Here is a 15,610-nt window from a genome sequence, read left to right on the forward strand (position 1 = left end):
TACTGCAGGGGGGACCCTGTGGGAGAGTAGGACGCCGCCGAACTAATTTTAGGGAAAACCCCCGCACCTTTGGTGCGGGGGTTTTCTGCGTTCAGCACCCTTTTTCAAAAGGCGACGTCCGCGGTTCTCACCACCTCTGCGTCCCGGCCCGGTGCGCTGTGGAATTGCCAGTACAGGTTGGTGTGCGCGATGACCTTGTCCGGGGTCGGGGCGCCGTACTGGGTCAGGTCCTCGGTGGTGTGGGCGTCGGTGATCAGGGTGGTGTCGTAGCCGCGGGTGATCGCGCCGTGCAGGGTCGAGCGGATGCAGATGTCCGTCTGGGCGCCCGCGACGACGATGCGGCCCACCTCGCGGTCCGCGAGGACGGACTCCAGGTCCGTGGCCTCGAAGGAGTCCGGATAGGTCTTGTGGACCAGGGGCTCGTCGTCGTGCCGCTTCAGCTCGGCGACGTACTGCCACTGAGCGCTGTCTCGTGGCATGTCCTCGTCCGAGTGCTGGACCCAGATTACGGGGACGGCCGCGGTGCGGGCCTTGTCGATGAGGGAGTCGATGTTCGCGATCACCTGGTCGCGGTCGTGCGCGTTCGCCATCACGCCGTTCTGCACGTCGACGACGAGCAGCGCGGTGTTCGGGCGGTCGGGGAAAATTGTCATGGAATCACAGTAGGGGCGTATTACCGTGGGCGGCATGGGAGTTGACGTTGGTCAGGGGTATGTCGTCCGGGGTGTGCGGAAGGAGGAGTGGCAGGAGGTGAAGCGGCTGCGGCTGGACGCGCTGCGGGACCCTGTCGCTCATCTCGCGTTCCTGGAGACGTACGAGACGGCCGCCGCCCGGCCGGACGCGTTCTGGAAGGAGCGGGCCGCGCAGGGCGGCGGGGTGCGGCAGTTCGTCGCCGAGGGGCCCGACGGGGAGTGGGTCGGGTCGGTGAGCGTGCTGATGGAGGAGGCCGGGGGTGAGGACTGGGCGGGGAACCCGGTCGAGCGGCGGCAGGGGCATGTCGTCGGGGTGTTCGTGCGGCCCGGTCACCGGGGGAACGGGCTGATCGGGAAGCTGCTCGACGCGGGCGTCGCGTGGGCGTGGGAGCAGGGGGCGGAGCGGGTGCGGCTCTTCGTGCACGCCGACAATCCGCGGGCCCAGGGCGCCTATCTGCGGGCCGGGTTCAAGCCGACCGGGCACGTCGTGTCGTTCTCGAAGAACGAGGACGAGCGGGAGCTGGAGTTCGCGCTAGACCGGTAGTTCCTCGTGCGGCCAGCGGGCGCGGGCCTGTTCGCGGGAGCGGACCAGGGCCAGGGTGGGGAGGCCCTGGGCCGTGCCGGTGGTCAGCAGCTCGGGGAGCCCGGGGACGGGGGCGACCGCGGCCACGTCGTCGAGGACCAGGGTGAGTGGTGGGTCGAGCCGACCGGAGGATGACCGTTCGGCCATGCGCCGGCCGTGCTCGACCACGCTGGAGACGAGGGCCGTCAGCAGGGGCATCGCGCCCGGCCGTGTCCTGGGGTCCTCGATGGGTTCACCGACCACATAGAGCGTGCCCCCCTCGTGGACGAAGGAATCCAGGGCGAGCGTGTCGGTTCGGTGTGGAGTGCACGACTCGCGGATGTTGAGCGTGGCGAGCGCGGACAGCGCCCGGCTCGTCAGTTCCTGTGCGATGTCGCGGCGTTCGGGGTGCGAGGTGAGCGCGGCCTCCAGCTCGCCGGCGGAGCCGGGGGCGGCCTTGGGGTGGGTGCGCAGGGTGCGTACCGCGTCCTGGAGCTGGTTGCCCTGGGCCCAGCGGTGGACGTGCCGGACCGTGCGGCCGTCCAGTGCGGCGGCGTGCAGGTAGCTGCGCAGCAGGGTGGTGGCGGTGTCGGTGACGGCCTGGTCGATGCGGGCCGTGGGCCGGACCGGGGCGAGGAGGGCCGTCGCCCGGGCCAGTGCGGTCGGGCGGTCCTCGCAGCCCGCCGTGGGCGACCAGTGCAGCCGGGCCGGGGTGTCGCAGCGGTGGGTGGGGTCGTAGAGGAGGACGGGGCCGAGCTTGGCCCGCGCGTCCTTGGTGTCCTGCCAGAGGGCCGGGTTCGAGGTGACGACCAGGGCGGGGCCCGGGGCGTCCTGGAGGGCCGTCAGGGCGGAGGCGTAGCGGGTCTCGGGGGTGCCGTAGACCAGGGGGCCCTGGGGGGCCGCAGGCGGGGCGGGTACGTGTTCCACGGGGGGCTGCGGGACCGGGGCCGGGGCCAGCTGTGCGGCGCGGGGTTCCGGGACCTCGTGCCGCTCCGGCTCGGGTGCCTTCGCCGAGGCGTGCTCCGGCTCAGTGACTGGCTTCGGTGCCGGTTCGGGGGGTCGGGTCGTCCGCCGTACCCGGCCCGCGCGCCAGCGGGCGAGGGTGCCGAGGACGAAGACGGTCAGGACGAGCAGGATCAGCAGCTGGCCGATGAACAGGCCCCAGAACAGGCCCCAGCCGGCGAGCTGGTCCGGCGGGGTGTCGGGCCAGGCCCCGGCGAGATCGTGCGGGCTGCCGATGAGGTGGCGTATGGCCAGCGGGGTGCGGGTGAAGGCGAGCGGGGCGGGCCAGGCGCCATGGGAGAAGAGGGCCGCCAGGCCGGTGGCCGTCCACACCAGCACCGTCATGCCGAGGAGGAAGCCGAGCAGGCCGACCAGGAGGCCGTCCGGGACCCCGCCGCCCTGGCCCGCCCCCGGGGAGTCCCGGCCGTCCCGCTGGTCCGCTCGCACGCGCTGTTCTCCCTACGCCACCGTCGACTCGGAGTCGCCCAGATGCTGTTCCACGAAGGCCGCGGCCCGCTGCTCGGCCTCCAGCTCGGCGGCGCGCAGGGCGTCGTCGGCCGCCAGGTCGTCGGAGGACTGGGTCATCGCCCGGTCGGTGAAGACCAGGGCGCGTTCCGTCTCCGTGACCAGGTGTTTGACCACCTGGACGTTGCCGTTGACGTCCCAGACCGCGATGCCCGGGGTGAGCGTCGGGATGATCTCGACGGCCCAGCGCGGCAGGCCGAGGACCCGGCCGGTCGCTCTGGCCTCGTCGGCCTTCTGGGCGTAGATCGTCCTGGTGGAGGCCATCTTGAGGATCGCGGCCGCCTCCTTCGCCGCCGCGCCGTCGACCACGTCGGAGAGGTGGTGGACGACCGCGACGAAGGACAGGCCGAGGCGTCGGCCGAACTTCAGCAGCCGCTGGAACAGCTGGGCCACGAACGGGCTGTTGATGATGTGCCAGGCTTCCTCGACCAGGAAGATGCGCTTCTTGCGGTCGGGCCTGATCCAGGTGTGCTCCAGCCACACGCCGACGATCGCCATCAGGATGGGCATGGCGATGGAGTTGCGGTCGATGTGCGAGAGGTCGAAGACGATCAGCGGGGCGTCCAGGTCGATGCCGACCGTGGTCGGGCCGTCGAACATGCCGCGCAGGTCGCCGTCGACCAGCCGGTCGATGACCAGGGCGACGTCCAGGCCCCAGGCGCGTACGTCGTCTATGGCGACGTTCATCGCCTCGGCGGACTCCGGCTCGGGGTGGCGGAGTTGCTCGACGATGTCCATGAGGACGGGCTGGCGGTCGACGATGGTCTCGTTGACGTAGGAGTGGGCGACCTTGAGGGCGAAGCCCGAGCGTTCGTCCAGGCCGTGGCCGAGCGCGACCTCGATGATCGTGCGGAGCAGCGCGAGCTGGCCCGTGGTGGTGATCGCGGGGTCGAGCGGGTTGAGGCGGATGCCGTGGTTGAGCGCGGCGGTCGGGTCGAGCCGGATGGGGGTTATCCCCAGCTCCTCCGCGATGAGGTTCCATTCGCCGACGCCGTCCTCGCCCTGGGCGTCCAGGACGACGACCTGGCGGTCCTTGAAGCGGAGCTGGCGCAGGACGTACGTCTTCTCCAGCGCCGACTTGCCGTTGCCGGACTCGCCGAGGACCAGCCAGTGCGGGGCGGGGAGCTGCTGGCCGTACAGCTGGAAGGGGTCGTAGATGTAGCCCTTCCCGGAGTAGACCTCGCGGCCGATGATGACGCCGGAGTCGCCGAGGCCGGGGGCGGCCGTCGGCAGGTAGACCGCCTGGGCCTGGCCGGTGGAGGTGCGCACCGGGAGCCGGGTGGTCTCGACCTTCCCGAACAGGAAGGACGTGAAAGCCTCGGTGACGGCGGACAGCGGATCTCGCATGGAGAGCCTCTACCTTCGGATGCCGGTGGCGAACGGGAGGGTGTTCACGAACGCGCGGTGGTGCTCGCGGTCGCACCACTCCAGCTTCAGGTACGACTTGCCCGCCGAGGCGCGGATGGTGCGCTTGTCGCGGTTGAGCGCCTCGGGGGAGCGGGCGGAGACGGTGATGTAGCCGACGAGGTTGACGCCGGCGGCGCCGCTGGCGAGGTCCTCGCCGCGCTGGTCCAGGCGGGAGTTCGCGGCGACGTCGCGCGGGTCGACGGTGCGGTTCATCTTCGCGGCGCGGGACGCCTCGGCCTCGTCGTTGGTCTTCTCCGTCAGCATGCGTTCGATGGCGACCTCGGTGGGTTCGAGGTCCATGGTGACGGCGACGGTGCGGATCACGTCCGGGGTGTGGACGAGGAGGGGGGCGAGGAAGTTGACGCCGACGGGGGTCATCGGCCACTCCTTCACCCAGGCGGTGGCGTGGCACCAGGGGGCGCGGGTGGTGGACTCGCGGGTCTTGGCCTGGAGGTACGTGGGCTCCATGGCGTTCAGCTCGGCCGGCCAGGCGTTGCGCTGGGTCATGGCCTGGATGTGGTCGATGGGGTGGTCCGGGTCGTACATGGAGTGGATCAGGGAGGACAGGCGGCCCTGGCCGAGGGGCTGGCGTACCCGGATGTCGGCTTCCTGGAGGCGGGAGCAGATGTCGGTGAGCTCGCGGGCCATGACGATGGCGAGTCCGGCGTCGCGGTCGAGCTTGCGGCCGGCCTGGGGGCGGGCGGCGCGGGCCATGGCGTGGGCCTCGGCGGCCAGGTCGCGGCTGTAGCTCATACAGGCGACGAGGTAGGCGCGGTGCTGCTCGCTGCTGGTGGAGACCATGGACTGGAGCTGGTCGTAGGAGCTCTGGAGCCACTCGGGGGAGCGGCCGTCGCCGCGCAGGACGACGTCCTTGGCGTGGGCGTCGGGGTCGGCCGGCAGGGTGCGGGCGAGCATCTGCAGGCGGGTGACGAAGCCGTCGCCGTTGGCCACGTGCTTGAGGAGGGTGCCGAAGCGGTCGACGAGGGCTTCCTGGTCCTCGGAGTCGCGCAGGCCGACGCCGGGGCCCTCGATCTCGATGGCGGCGGTGACGGTCTTGCGGTCCGCGTGCAGCAGTACGGCGATCTCGTCGGGCCCGAAGGGGGCGGCGAGCCAGGTGATGCGGCCGATGCCCGGGGGCGGGCCGATCTCGACCTCGCGGCCGTCCATGCGGGTGCCGGACTCCATGACGGGCGAGCGGTAGACGGACGCGCGCTTCACGGTGCGCTTGTAGGAGCGGTTGATCTCGAACCACTTGTAGAAGGTGCGGCGCTTGTACGGCACGTAGACCGCGGCGAGCGCGAGCATCGGGAAGCCGCTCAGGAGCGCGATGCGCAGGGGGAGGGCGGGGACGAGGAGGCCGCACATCATGCCGAGGAACGCGCCGGCGACGATCAGGGCGATCTCACCGGACTCGCGGTTGCGGCCGATGATCGCGTTGGGCCGGGCGCGGCCGATGAGATACGTACGGCGGGGCGTGACCGGATGGGACATGTGGGCCTCGGTCGTCAACGCCCTTCACCTCCAGAGCGGTTGGTGCTGCTGTTGCGGGTGTTGCCGGCGTGCGGGGTGTTGGCAGGGCTGGGCGCGCGGGGCGCCGGGGCCGCGGCGGGGGCGCTCTGGGGGGTGCGGCCGCTGTGGGCGGCGACGCCGCCGGAGGCCGGGTTGGCGGGGCGGGGCTGGCTCGCGCCCTGTCCGCCGCCCGCGTTGCTGTCGGCGCGCGCGCTGTGCGTCTTGATGCCCTGGGCGACGAGGGTGGCGGGGGAGCTGATGACGGCCGCGGCCTTGTTCTCGGCGCCCTGCATGATGCGGTTGTTGCGGGAGCCGGCGATGTCGTCGCCGAAGCCGGGGACGAAGCGGTAGATCATCGCGCTGGCGAAGATGGCGAGCAGGATGATCGACAGGCCGGAGACCACGGCGGAGAAGGCGTCCGGGCCGTTGTCGCCCGCGAGGGCGCCGGCCAGGCCGAGCACGATGACGATGACCGGCTTGACCAGGATGACGGCGATCATGATGCCGGCCCAGCGGCGGACGTGCCCCCACAGGTTCTTGTCGACGAGGCCCGCGTAGACGACGGTGCCGAGGAGGGCGCCGACGTAGAGCAGGGCGGCGCGGATGACGAGTTCGAGCCAGAGGACGCCCGCGGCGAGGATGCTGACCAGGGAGACGATGACCAGCATGATGGGGCCGCCGCCGATGTCGTCGCCCTTCTCCAGGGCGGCGGAGAAGGTGCCGAAGAACGTGTCGGCCTGGTCGCCGGTGGCTTTCGCCAGCACGTCCGTGACGCCGTCCGCGGCGGAGACGACGGTGTAGAGGATCAGGGGGGTGAAGGCGGAGGCCAGCACCGTGAGCCAGAGGAAGCCGACGGCTTCGGAGATGGCGGTGGTGAGGGGGACGCCGCGCACCGCGCGCTTGGCGACGGCGAGGAGCCACAGGACCAGGGTGAGGATGGTGGAGGCGGCGAAGACGACGGCGTACTGCTGGAGGAACTTCTGGTTCGTGAAGTCGACGTTCGCCGTGTCCTTCACCGCGTCGCTCAGCTTCCCGATCGTCCAGGAGGCGGCGTCGGCGCAGCCCTTGGCGAGGGAGGAGAGGGGGTCGAGGGAGGAGGTGAGGGGGTTGTCGGTGAGGCCCTTGCGGGAGGCTCCGCCGTTGTCCTCTTTTTCGCAGAACTGCTTGGCCGCGCCGCGGATCAGGTCGCAGGCGTCGTTGGTCGGGCTAGGTGAGGGGCTGGGCGCTGCGGCGGCGCGGGTGGCCAGCAGCACGGCGGCCGCCTGCATGGTCGTCAGGACCGCCGTGAACCTGAGGATGCGGTGGTTAGCGCGCATACGTGAACCCTCCGAACTCCTCGACGGCCTTCGTCATGTCGTTGGCGGTGGAGGCCCGCTGATCGCGTCCCACGGGGACGGGGCCGTCCTTCTGCCGGAAGTCGTTGATCTTCCAGTCGCCCTCGGTCCACCGCAGCTCGTACGTCGTGGTGTACCAGCTCTCGGTGACAGGGTTCTTCGAGGTCTCGCCGGACAGGCCGAACAGCGAGGTGTACCAGACCTCCACCGTGGCGCTGTCCTGCGCGGACGCGGTGGTCTTGGTGCCGACCGGGATGGTCCGGGAGACGAACGTCTGGCCCTTGGGGGCGCTGCCGTCCTTGGCCAGACCGATATTGGCGAGGAAGCCCTCGTCCGAGTAGGCGCGGTCCATGGCCGACTGTTTGGCCGATGCCGCGTTCGCGGCGTAGACCGTGTCCACGATCTGGTGCCGCCACCCGGTGTCGAACATCTCCGCCGACCCCAGCGCCACCGCATAGTTCGCCGCCGCGCTCTCCGCCCCCTGTTTCGTGTGGGGGAAGTTCGTGGGGATGCCGTTCTGGGTGGTGGGGACCGGGGACTGGCCCGTGGCGGCTGTGGGGGCGGCGGCGTTGTTGTTCGGGGCGCCCTGGGCGGGGGTCTCGTCGGGCGGGGAGTTGTCCCGGTTGGCGAAGGCGATGGCCGCGATGAGCAGGACCACCACGCCGACGACCATGACGAGGCTGCGGGAGGAGGAGCGCGGGCCGCGGCGGGGTGCGCCGCCGTAGGGGTCGCCCTCCGGCAGGTGGGTGCGGGTGTGCCCGGTGTCGGGATAGCCGTGCTCGCCTGAGGTGCTCATGCCGCGTACGCCCTCTCCGCCTCGTGTTCATACGACGGTAGCCGGGCTGGTTCGCGCGCGGGCGCGGTGTGGTGACTCGACATCAGGGAAACGCAACCTCAGCCGGTGGACGCGACGGACGGGTGGGGGACGGGGCGTCAGACGGCCATGCCGTACACGATGGTGAACAGCGTGCCGAGGGAGCCGATGATGAACACCCCGGTGAGACCCGCGATGATGAGTCCCTTGCCCTGTTCCGCGCTGAAGGTGTCCCGCAGCGCGGTGGCGCCGATGCGCTGTTTGGCCGCGCCCCAGATGGCGATTCCGAGGCAGAGCAGGATGGCGACGGCCATCACCACCTCGATCATCACCTTCGCCTCGTTGCCCAGGCTGCCGAAAGGCCCCCAGTCCGGAGCGATCCCGCCGATGATGGTGTTGATGTCTCCCTTGTCGGCCGCAAAGAGCATGTAAGTCACCGCCCCTGGTGGGTAGTTGTGCCGCTCCTCTGCGGTGTGCAGAGGTCAGGACTCATTGTCGCCGACAACGACGCCTTCGTATGTCGACTTGGCGGCATTCACTGGCGGGTCTCGTACATTCGGCGCGTACGGTCACTCTGTGTATCACGGCAGGTCACGCCGGGCAATGACGCGAGAGCGAAACCTGTGGCGTGGTTCCGTCGTTGAGCCCTCTTACGATCCTTCAGTTCCCGGCGCCGGTACCGGAGGCCGGCCGGGTGAGGCGTCGAGACGATGTTCTCACGGGGCGTCAGCGGGGCTTGAGTCCGTGCAGCAGCAGGTGGACGTGGGTGTCGAGCCCGGCGAGGGCCTCCTCGGCGTCCAGGGCGCAGCCGGCGATGAGGGCGGCGAGGCCGTGCAGGCTCGCGGCGGCGACGAGGGTGATGCGCTCGGGGTCGCCCTGGACGATCTCGCCGCGTTCCTGGGCGTCGGTGAAGGCGCGGGTGAGGGAGCCGAGGGTCTGGTCGACGGCGGCGGCGAGCCGGTCGGAGCTGTCGGGGTCGTGCTTGCGCGCGAACATCAGCTCCAGCAGTTCGGGATTGTCGACGGCGAAGCCGAGGTAGGCGCGGGCCAGGGCGGTCATGTGCTGCTGGAAGTCCGCGCCGGGGGCGTCGGCGCCCGCGGCGGCCAGGGCGCGGTCCAGGCGCTGGTAGCCGTCGAGGGCGAGGGCGTCGAGGAGGGCCTGCTTGTCCTTGAAGTGGCGGCCGGGGGCGGCGTGGCTGACGCCGGTCGCGCGGGCCAGCTCGCGCAGGGAGAGGGCGCCGGCGCCCTTCTCGCGCAGGGTGCGTTCCGCGCTCTCCAGCAGGGCGGCGCGCAGGTCGCCGTGGTGGTACGGGCGGCTCGTGGGGATGCGCGGCATGAGTGTCATCGTATCCCGATGTTGTCGGCGCCAGCTTTGTTGGCGGTGGCATCTTTGTTGTCGTTGACATCATTGTTGGCGTTGCCTACATTGTGGGGCATGGCCGAGACGAGCGGAGCGCGCACCGCGCGCCAGTGGAACGTTGACCGGATGCCCGACCTGAGCGGCCGTACGGCCGTGGTGACGGGAGCCAACAGCGGGATCGGCTTCGCCGCCGCCTCCGCGCTGGCGCGGGCCGGGGCGCACGTGGTGTTCGCCGTGCGGGACCTGGCGCGGGGCGCCGCCGCCGCGGGCCGGGCGGGCGGCAGTACCGAGGTGCGCCGCCTGGACCTGGCGGACCTGGACTCGGTGCGGGAGTTCGCCGGGGAGTGGGACCGCCCGCTGGACCTGCTGGTCAACAACGCGGGCGTGATGATGCTCCCCGAGGGGCGGACCAGGCAGGGCTTCGAGACCCAGTTCGGCACCAACCACCTCGGCCACTTCGCCCTGACCAACCTGCTGCTGCCCCAGGTCACCGAGCGCGTGGTGACCGTCTCCTCGGGCCTGCACCGGGGCGGCGACGGCCGGATCAGCTTCGACGACGTCAACCTGCGCGGCCGCTACACCCCGACCCGCGCCTACGCCCAGTCCAAGCTGGCCAACCTGCTGTTCACCCTGGAGCTCCAGCGGCGCCTGGCCGAGGCCGGTTCGCCGGTGCGTGCCCTCGCGGCCCACCCCGGATACGCGGCCACCAACCTCCAGAGCCACGCGGCCAGCCCGCTGGCCCGTGCCTTCATGGGCATCGGCAACAAGGTGTTCGCCCAGGACGACAAGGGCGGCGCGCTGCCCACCCTGTACGCGGCCACCGAGGACCTGCCGGGCGCGTCCTACGTCGGCCCCGGCGGCCTCGGCGAGATGCGCGGCGCCCCCGCCCTGGTCGGCCGCAGCGCGGCGGCGAGCGACCCGGTGGCGGCCCGGCGGCTGTGGACGCTGTCCGAGGAGCTGACCGGGGTGGCCTGGGGGCTCGGGGCGCCCGCGGCCGGGGACGTCGACAGGGTGTGACCGCGGGGCGGGACCGGCGCCGGCGGGGGAGCCCGGTCACCTCGCGGCCCGCTGCTCGGCGTGGTCGGGGTGCTCGGCGGGTACGAGCGGGGCGGCCGGACGGCGGACGTCTCCTGCAGCGTGGTGCTGGGGAGCGGGGCCGCCGCGCTGTACCGGAGGGCCACCGGGTCCTGACGGGGCGTCGGAGGGGCCGTGGATAGGCCGAATTGTTGGCCTGCGGCGCGGGCGCGGGCCGAAAGCGGCCTTGAACCGGCCTGTTATGGGGGAGGGTTGACCCGTGCGCAAAGTATGGGTGGCCGGGGGAGCCGCGATCGGGCTCGGTCTGAGTTTCGTGATGCTGCTCGTCGTCGGGGTGTACATCGTCGCGGGGAACCTCGCCGGCGGGATCGCCGCCGGCGGTGTCGGGCTGGCCAAGGGCGCCGTCCCGGCCGCGTACCAGACCCTGGTGCAGAAGTGGGGCAATCTCTGTCCCGCCATCAACCCCGCCCTGCTGGCGGCGCAGTTGTACCAGGAGAGCGGGTTCAACCCCGGGGCCCGCAGTCCCGCCAAGGCGCAGGGGATAGCGCAGTTCATCCCCGGCACCTGGGCGACGCACGGGGTGGACGGGGACGGTGACGGGGACCGGGACGTGTGGGACCCGGACGACGCGATCCCGTCGGCCGCCTCCTACGACTGCGAACTGGCCAAGTACGTCAAGGACGTTCCCGGTGACGTCTCGGCCAACATGCTGGCCGCCTACAACGCGGGCGCGTACGCGGTCATCCGGTACGGGGGTGTGCCGCCGTACCGGGAGACCCGGAACTACGTGAAGACGATCACGACGCTCTCCAAGAGCTTCGCCGCGCCGGTCGCCCGCGTCGACCCCTCGCGGCAGGCGGCCGGGGCCATCGCCTACGCGCAGAGCAAGCTCGGCACCCCCTACCTGTGGGGCGGCACCGGCACGAGCGCGCAGAACGGGCGCTTCGACTGCTCGGGGCTGACCCAGGCGTCGTACGACAGCGTCGGGATCAAGCTGCCCCGGGTGGCGAACGACCAGTACAACGCGGGACCGCATCCCGCGCGCAGCGAGCTGCTCCCCGGCGACCTGGTGTTCTTCTCGCACGATCCGAACGACTCGCGGGCCATCCACCACGTGGGCATCTACGTCGGCGGCGGTTACATGATCGACGCGCCGCGCACCGGCGCGGTGATCCGGTTCGACCCGATCGACGGTGGTGACTACTTCGGGGCCACCCGGGTCACCGAGGATGGCGCGAAAGCGCTGCCCACCCGGGTGTAGCTGAGCGTCAACCCACCCCCTGAGCTGCGTGTACGGGTATCTCTTCGATAACGTCTGAGTGATCATTCCGTGGAAGGTGGAACGTATTCACAGGTGCTGTGCGTTCCTGTTCACGTAGCCGAGCAGACGTCAGTGCGCCAGTGCACCGGAAGCGGATCTACGAAACACGGGGGGTTGGCGCGACGCACACTGGGTGCGTCCGGTACGACGACGAAGGGGCCGCAGCACCATGGCTGTACTCGCCGAATCCGGATCGAACCCCGACGTCGAGTTGCTCTACGACATCAACGGCCTGGCGAAGGCCGCTCCGCACTGGTTCGACCGGGTCATGGAGTTCGTCGGTGAGTACGGGCTGCCGGTGGCGATGGTCCTGCTGGTCCTGGCGTGCTGGCTGACGGTCAGGCGCAAGGGCGGCCCGGACGCGGTGGCGTCGGTGACCGCGCTGGTGTGGGCGCCGCTCGCGGCGGCCGTGGCCGTGCTGGTGAACGCGCCCATCCGGGGCTTCGTGGAGCGGCCCCGGCCCTTCCTGGACCACCAGGGGCTCGAGGTCCTCATCGCGGGCAAGAGCGACTACTCCTTCGTCAGCGACCACGCGACGATCACCATGGCCCTCGGCGTCGGCCTCTTCGTCGCCAACCGCCGCTTCGGCATCGCCGGTATCGCGCTCGCGCTGCTGGAGGGCTTCTGCCGGGTCTACATGGGCGTGCACTACCCGACCGACGTGATCGGCGGCTTCGCCCTCGGTACGGCGGTCGCGCTGCTGCTGTCCCCGCCCGCGACGGCGCTGCTCACCCCGCTGGTGCGGGCCATCGCCCGGTCCCCGCGCGCGGGATGGCTGGTGAGCGGCCGCCCCGTGGGCGGTGAGCGCGGCGGCGCGCTGTTCTCCGGCGGGCGCGAGCCGGCCGGCGCGGGGGAGAAGGACCTGGCCGCGTAGGCGGCGCACGGAGTTCGGCGGAAGGCCGCGGCGCACGCTCGCCGCGGCCTTCCGGCATGTCAGAGGCCCTGGGCGTACCCGAAGAACCGGTCGGGGTCGTAGCGCCGCTTCACCTCGACGAGCCGGGTGCCCGCGTCGCCGTAGTACGCCCGGCGCCAGTCGGTCAGGGCGGCGTCGGTGTAGTTCTGGTAGGCGGCGCCGGAGGCGTAGGGGCGCATCGCGGTGTGGGCGGAGTCCAGCCAGGAGCGGGCGGCGGTGCCGGAGGTGCCCGCTTCCCAGGAGGCGAGGTACTGGGCCAGCATCCGGGAGCGGCGGTGCACGAAGGCGGTCGCGGTGGGGGAGACGCGGTTGACGGCGCCGCCCAGCGCGGTGAGCGCCACACTGCCCGCGCCGCCGGACATCGCGGCGACCCGCTTCAGCAGCGTCGCCACGCCCGCCTCGGGCAGTGAGCGGTCGAAGAAGCCGGAGCGGGCCGCGTAGGTCTCGCGGCCGAGGGCGCCGCTCGGGGAGCGGCCCGGGGTGGTGCCGGGCAGGTGGCACCGGGCGTCGGTGGCGAAGGCCGAGCAGCCGGCGTAGACCTCCATCGCCTCCTCGTAGCCGCGGCGGCGGACGGTGACCGCCGAGGCGTCGGCGCCCGCGCGGTGGGCGAGGCGGTCCACGGCGTTCTCCAGGTCGTCCCGGCTGCCCAGCGAGAAGCAGGACAGGGAGACGGTCGGGGCGCGTCCCCGGTCGCGTTCGAGGTGCAGCGCGGACCAGATCTCGTCGGGCTGGGCGGGGCCCCACTCCTGCCAGGCCCGGAGCACCGCCGCCGCCCGCGCCCACGGCCAGCGCAGGGAGGCGGTCACCGCCTGCGGGGCGGGGTGCGTGGTGAAGCGCAGCCCGGTGACGACGCCGAAGTTGCCGTTGCCCGCGCCGCGCAGCGCCCAGAACAGGTCGGCGTTCTCGTGGGCGTCGGCGGTGAGGGTGCGGCCGTCCGCCGTGACCAGGGTGGCCTGGGTGAGGTTGTCGCAGGTCAGACCGTAGGCGCGGGAGGCGACGCCGTGGCCGCCGCCGAGGGCCAGGCCGGATATGCCGACGGTGGGGCAGGAGCCGGCCGGTATGGTCACGCCCTTCGCCGCGAGCGTCCGGTAGACGTCGATCAGCTTGGCCCCGGCGCCCACCTCGGCCTGCCCGCCCGAGACGCTCACCCGGTTCAGGGCGGAGACGTCGACGATCAGGCGGCCGTCGCCGGAGGAGTAACCGGCGTAGGAGTGGCCGCCGTTGCGGATGGCCACCTTGATCCGGCGGGCCCGGGCGAAGGCGAGCAGGGTGCGGATGTCGGCGGGGTGGGCGGCGTAGGCGACGGCGGCGGGGCGCAGGGTGTCGAAGCGGGTGTTGTAGAGGCGGCGGGCCGAGGTCCAGGCCGCCTCGCCGGGGCGGACGAGGGTGCCGTCGAGGTCGCGGGCGAGGGCGCCCCAGCCGGCGGCGGCCCGGGCGGACGCGGTACGGGCCGCGGCGGGCCGGGAGACGGCGCCGGAGCCGGTGCCCGGGCCGGAGGGGCCCGGCCGGGCGAGGTCCCCGCCGCCGGCACCGCATCCGGTGAGCGCGGTCAGGGCGGTGGCACCGCCTGTGAGAAACGTCCGCCGGTCCATGTCCCTCGCCGTCCCTCGACTTGTCCCGTACCGGGCCGGGTGGCCCTTCCTGGAGCCAGACGGCGAGCGGGGGGTCCGGGTTCCGGCGGGGGGCGGGAACGCGTCACCGCCGAGACGTCCGTGTGTCCTGGCCGTGAGGGTTCCGTCACCTCACCGGGCCGACGGCAGGGGTTCACCCCTCGTTCACTTCGGGCCATCGGCGGCTTCACCTGTTCTGCCTAATTTCGGCCGTAGCCGGTGCGGAGTGCGGACAGGATGCACTCGCGTACCACCCGACATCGCACGCCGCCCTTCGCGGCGGCTCCTGGAAGGAACTTCCGAACGTGAAGCTTCAGCGCAAGAACCGGCTGCGCGCCCTCTCGCTCGGTGCGGTCGCCGTCTCCGGTGCCCTGGCCCTGACGGCGTGCGGTTCCGACGACACGGGCACGCAGACGACCGGCGGCTCGTCCTCGGCCGCCGCCGGTTCGGTCAAGTGCGACGGTGCCAAGGGGCAGTTGCTGGCCGACGGCTCCTCGGCGCAGAAGAACGCGATCGACGCGTGGGTGAAGAACTTCTCCCAGGCGTGCGGTGTGCAGATCAACTACAAGGGCGCCGGCTCCGGTGCCGGTGTCACCTCGTTCAACCAGGGGCAGATCGCCTTCGCCGGTTCCGACTCCGCTCTGAAGCCGGAGGAGGTCGTCGCCTCCAAGAAGGTCTGCAAGGGCGGCCAGGGCATCGACCTGCCGATGGTCGGCGGCCCGATCGCGCTCGGCTACAACGTGCCCGGCGTGGACGACCTGGTGCTGGACGCCCCGACGCTCGCCAAGATCTTCGACAGCAAGATCCAGAAGTGGAACGACCCGGCCATCAAGAAGCTGAACCCCTCGGCGAAGCTGCCCGACCTGAAGATCCAGGCGTTCCACCGCTCCGAGGACTCCGGCACCACCGACAACTTCACCAAGTACCTGATCGCCACCACCCCGGACAACTGGAAGTACGAGGGCGGCAAGGCGTGGCAGGCCAAGGGCGGCCAGGCGGCCTCCGGGTCGGCCGGTGTGGCCCAGGGCGTCAAGCAGAACCAGGGCGCGATCGGCTACTTCGAGCTGTCCTACGCCAAGGACATGACCACCGTGGCCATCAACACCGGCGCCAAGACCCCGGTGAAGCCCTCCACCGAGTCCGCCACCGCCGACATCGCGGCCGCCAAGGTCATCGGCACCGGCAAGGACCTCGCCCTCCAGCTCGACTACAAGACCAAGGCCGAGGGCGCCTACCCGATCACCCTGGTCACGTACGAGATCGTCTGCGACAAGGGCAACAAGCCCGAGACGCTGGCCGCGACCAAGGCGTTCCTGACCTACCTCGCCAGCGAGGACGGCCAGAAGGTGCTCGTGGAGAACGACTACGCGCCCATCCCCGAGGAGATCATCGCCAAGGTCCGCACGACCGTCGACGGCCTGAGCTGACCTGATTCCGCGTGTGCGCTCCGGCCCCCGTCCGCGGGGCCGGGCGCACCGTCCGGTGCACCGCCGCCCGGAGCCGTACCCCGCGTACGGCTCCCGCGAG

General features: G+C 71.7%; 14 protein-coding genes and 1 pseudogene. 6 read left to right on the forward strand and 9 right to left on the reverse strand.

Annotation, left to right across the window (positions count from 1 at the left end):
• Nucleotides 1-104 precede the first annotated feature (104 nt).
• Nucleotides 105-653 (reverse strand): isochorismatase family protein, encoded by a 549-nt coding sequence (locus tag ABZ898_RS21775; protein ID WP_361661270.1) that lies wholly within the window; start codon nt 651-653, stop codon nt 105-107.
• A gap of 34 nt (nt 654-687) precedes the next feature.
• Between ABZ898_RS21775 and ABZ898_RS21780 the strand changes: the two genes are divergently transcribed.
• The gene (locus tag ABZ898_RS21780; protein ID WP_361661273.1) at nt 688-1,236 is read left to right on the forward strand and encodes a GNAT family N-acetyltransferase; all 549 of its coding nucleotides are present in this window, start codon (nt 688-690) and stop codon (nt 1,234-1,236) included.
• Here ABZ898_RS21780 and ABZ898_RS21785 read toward each other — a convergent pair.
• From ABZ898_RS21785 to ABZ898_RS21815, 7 genes are all read right to left on the reverse strand, one after another.
• Nucleotides 1,225-2,703, reverse strand: coding sequence for a type VI secretion protein (locus tag ABZ898_RS21785; protein WP_361661276.1), 1,479 nt, complete (start codon nt 2,701-2,703; stop codon nt 1,225-1,227). The two genes, ABZ898_RS21780 and ABZ898_RS21785, sit on opposite strands and share 12 nt — an antisense overlap.
• Before the next feature lie 12 nt (nt 2,704-2,715).
• Nucleotides 2,716-4,128: an ATP-binding protein gene (locus tag ABZ898_RS21790; RefSeq protein ID WP_361661279.1), complete on the reverse strand. Its 1,413-nt coding sequence runs from the start codon at nt 4,126-4,128 to the stop codon at nt 2,716-2,718.
• A gap of 9 nt (nt 4,129-4,137) precedes the next feature.
• Nucleotides 4,138-5,697: an SCO6880 family protein gene (locus ABZ898_RS21795; protein WP_361661282.1), complete on the reverse strand. Its 1,560-nt coding sequence runs from the start codon at nt 5,695-5,697 to the stop codon at nt 4,138-4,140.
• Nucleotides 5,694-7,013 (reverse strand): hypothetical protein, encoded by a 1,320-nt coding sequence (locus tag ABZ898_RS21800; RefSeq protein WP_361661285.1) that lies wholly within the window; start codon nt 7,011-7,013, stop codon nt 5,694-5,696. The genes ABZ898_RS21795 and ABZ898_RS21800 overlap by 4 nt, the downstream gene beginning before the upstream one ends.
• Complete coding sequence (locus tag ABZ898_RS21805) at nt 7,003-7,827, reverse strand: hypothetical protein (RefSeq protein WP_361661288.1); 825 nt, start codon at nt 7,825-7,827, stop codon at nt 7,003-7,005. Before ABZ898_RS21805 ends, ABZ898_RS21800 begins: the two co-directional genes overlap by 11 nt.
• Before the next feature lie 137 nt (nt 7,828-7,964).
• Nucleotides 7,965-8,273, reverse strand: coding sequence for a hypothetical protein (locus tag ABZ898_RS21810; RefSeq protein WP_003991275.1), 309 nt, complete (start codon nt 8,271-8,273; stop codon nt 7,965-7,967).
• 298 nt (nt 8,274-8,571) lie between these two features.
• Nucleotides 8,572-9,180 (reverse strand): TetR/AcrR family transcriptional regulator, encoded by a 609-nt coding sequence (locus ABZ898_RS21815; RefSeq protein WP_361661291.1) that lies wholly within the window; start codon nt 9,178-9,180, stop codon nt 8,572-8,574.
• A gap of 99 nt (nt 9,181-9,279) precedes the next feature.
• On the opposite strand from ABZ898_RS21815, the gene ABZ898_RS21820 reads away from it, so the two are divergent.
• From ABZ898_RS21820 to ABZ898_RS21835, 4 genes and pseudogenes are all read left to right on the forward strand, one after another.
• Nucleotides 9,280-10,221 carry an oxidoreductase gene (locus ABZ898_RS21820; RefSeq protein ID WP_361661293.1) on the forward strand — a complete coding sequence of 314 codons (942 nt, stop codon included), beginning with the start codon at nt 9,280-9,282 and terminating at the stop codon, nt 10,219-10,221.
• 60 nt (nt 10,222-10,281) lie between these two features.
• Nucleotides 10,282-10,395: pseudogene (locus ABZ898_RS21825) on the forward strand (serine protease); the annotation flags it as partial.
• 103 nt (nt 10,396-10,498) lie between these two features.
• The gene (locus ABZ898_RS21830; protein ID WP_361661296.1) at nt 10,499-11,500 is read left to right on the forward strand and encodes a bifunctional lytic transglycosylase/C40 family peptidase; all 1,002 of its coding nucleotides are present in this window, start codon (nt 10,499-10,501) and stop codon (nt 11,498-11,500) included.
• Nucleotides 11,501-11,729: 229 nt separating this feature from the next.
• Nucleotides 11,730-12,434 (forward strand): phosphatase PAP2 family protein, encoded by a 705-nt coding sequence (locus ABZ898_RS21835; RefSeq protein WP_361661299.1) that lies wholly within the window; start codon nt 11,730-11,732, stop codon nt 12,432-12,434.
• A 59-nt stretch (nt 12,435-12,493) separates the two neighbouring features.
• On the opposite strand, the gene ABZ898_RS21840 is transcribed toward ABZ898_RS21835, so the two are convergent.
• Nucleotides 12,494-14,065 carry an FAD-binding oxidoreductase gene (locus ABZ898_RS21840; RefSeq protein ID WP_361661302.1) on the reverse strand — a complete coding sequence of 524 codons (1,572 nt, stop codon included), beginning with the start codon at nt 14,063-14,065 and terminating at the stop codon, nt 12,494-12,496.
• Between the two features lie 323 nt (nt 14,066-14,388).
• Here ABZ898_RS21840 and pstS point away from each other — a divergent pair, with 323 nt between their 5' ends.
• Entirely contained in the window at nt 14,389-15,510 is a 1,122-nt protein-coding gene (gene pstS / locus ABZ898_RS21845) for a phosphate ABC transporter substrate-binding protein PstS (protein ID WP_361661305.1), read from the forward strand.
• Nucleotides 15,511-15,610 lie beyond the last annotated feature (100 nt).

The sequence above is a fragment of the Streptomyces sp. NPDC046860 genome, assembly GCF_040645115.1.
In the GTDB taxonomy this organism is placed as follows: domain Bacteria; phylum Actinomycetota; class Actinomycetes; order Streptomycetales; family Streptomycetaceae; genus Streptomyces.

Coding starts and splice junctions, on each gene's coding strand:
- ABZ898_RS21780 (WP_361661273.1), top strand. CDS start 688: ATGGGAGTTGACGTTGGTCAGGGGTATGTCGTCCGGGGTGTGCGGAAG.
- ABZ898_RS21800 (WP_361661285.1), bottom strand. CDS start 7,013: ATGCGCGCTAACCACCGCATCCTCAGGTTCACGGCGGTCCTGACGACC.
- ABZ898_RS21775 (WP_361661270.1), bottom strand. CDS start 653: ATGACAATTTTCCCCGACCGCCCGAACACCGCGCTGCTCGTCGTCGAC.
- ABZ898_RS21840 (WP_361661302.1), bottom strand. CDS start 14,065: ATGGACCGGCGGACGTTTCTCACAGGCGGTGCCACCGCCCTGACCGCG.
- ABZ898_RS21820 (WP_361661293.1), top strand. CDS start 9,280: ATGGCCGAGACGAGCGGAGCGCGCACCGCGCGCCAGTGGAACGTTGAC.
- ABZ898_RS21805 (WP_361661288.1), bottom strand. CDS start 7,827: ATGAGCACCTCAGGCGAGCACGGCTATCCCGACACCGGGCACACCCGC.
- ABZ898_RS21790 (WP_361661279.1), bottom strand. CDS start 4,128: ATGCGAGATCCGCTGTCCGCCGTCACCGAGGCTTTCACGTCCTTCCTG.
- ABZ898_RS21810 (WP_003991275.1), bottom strand. CDS start 8,273: ATGCTCTTTGCGGCCGACAAGGGAGACATCAACACCATCATCGGCGGG.
- ABZ898_RS21835 (WP_361661299.1), top strand. CDS start 11,730: ATGGCTGTACTCGCCGAATCCGGATCGAACCCCGACGTCGAGTTGCTC.
- ABZ898_RS21815 (WP_361661291.1), bottom strand. CDS start 9,180: ATGCCGCGCATCCCCACGAGCCGCCCGTACCACCACGGCGACCTGCGC.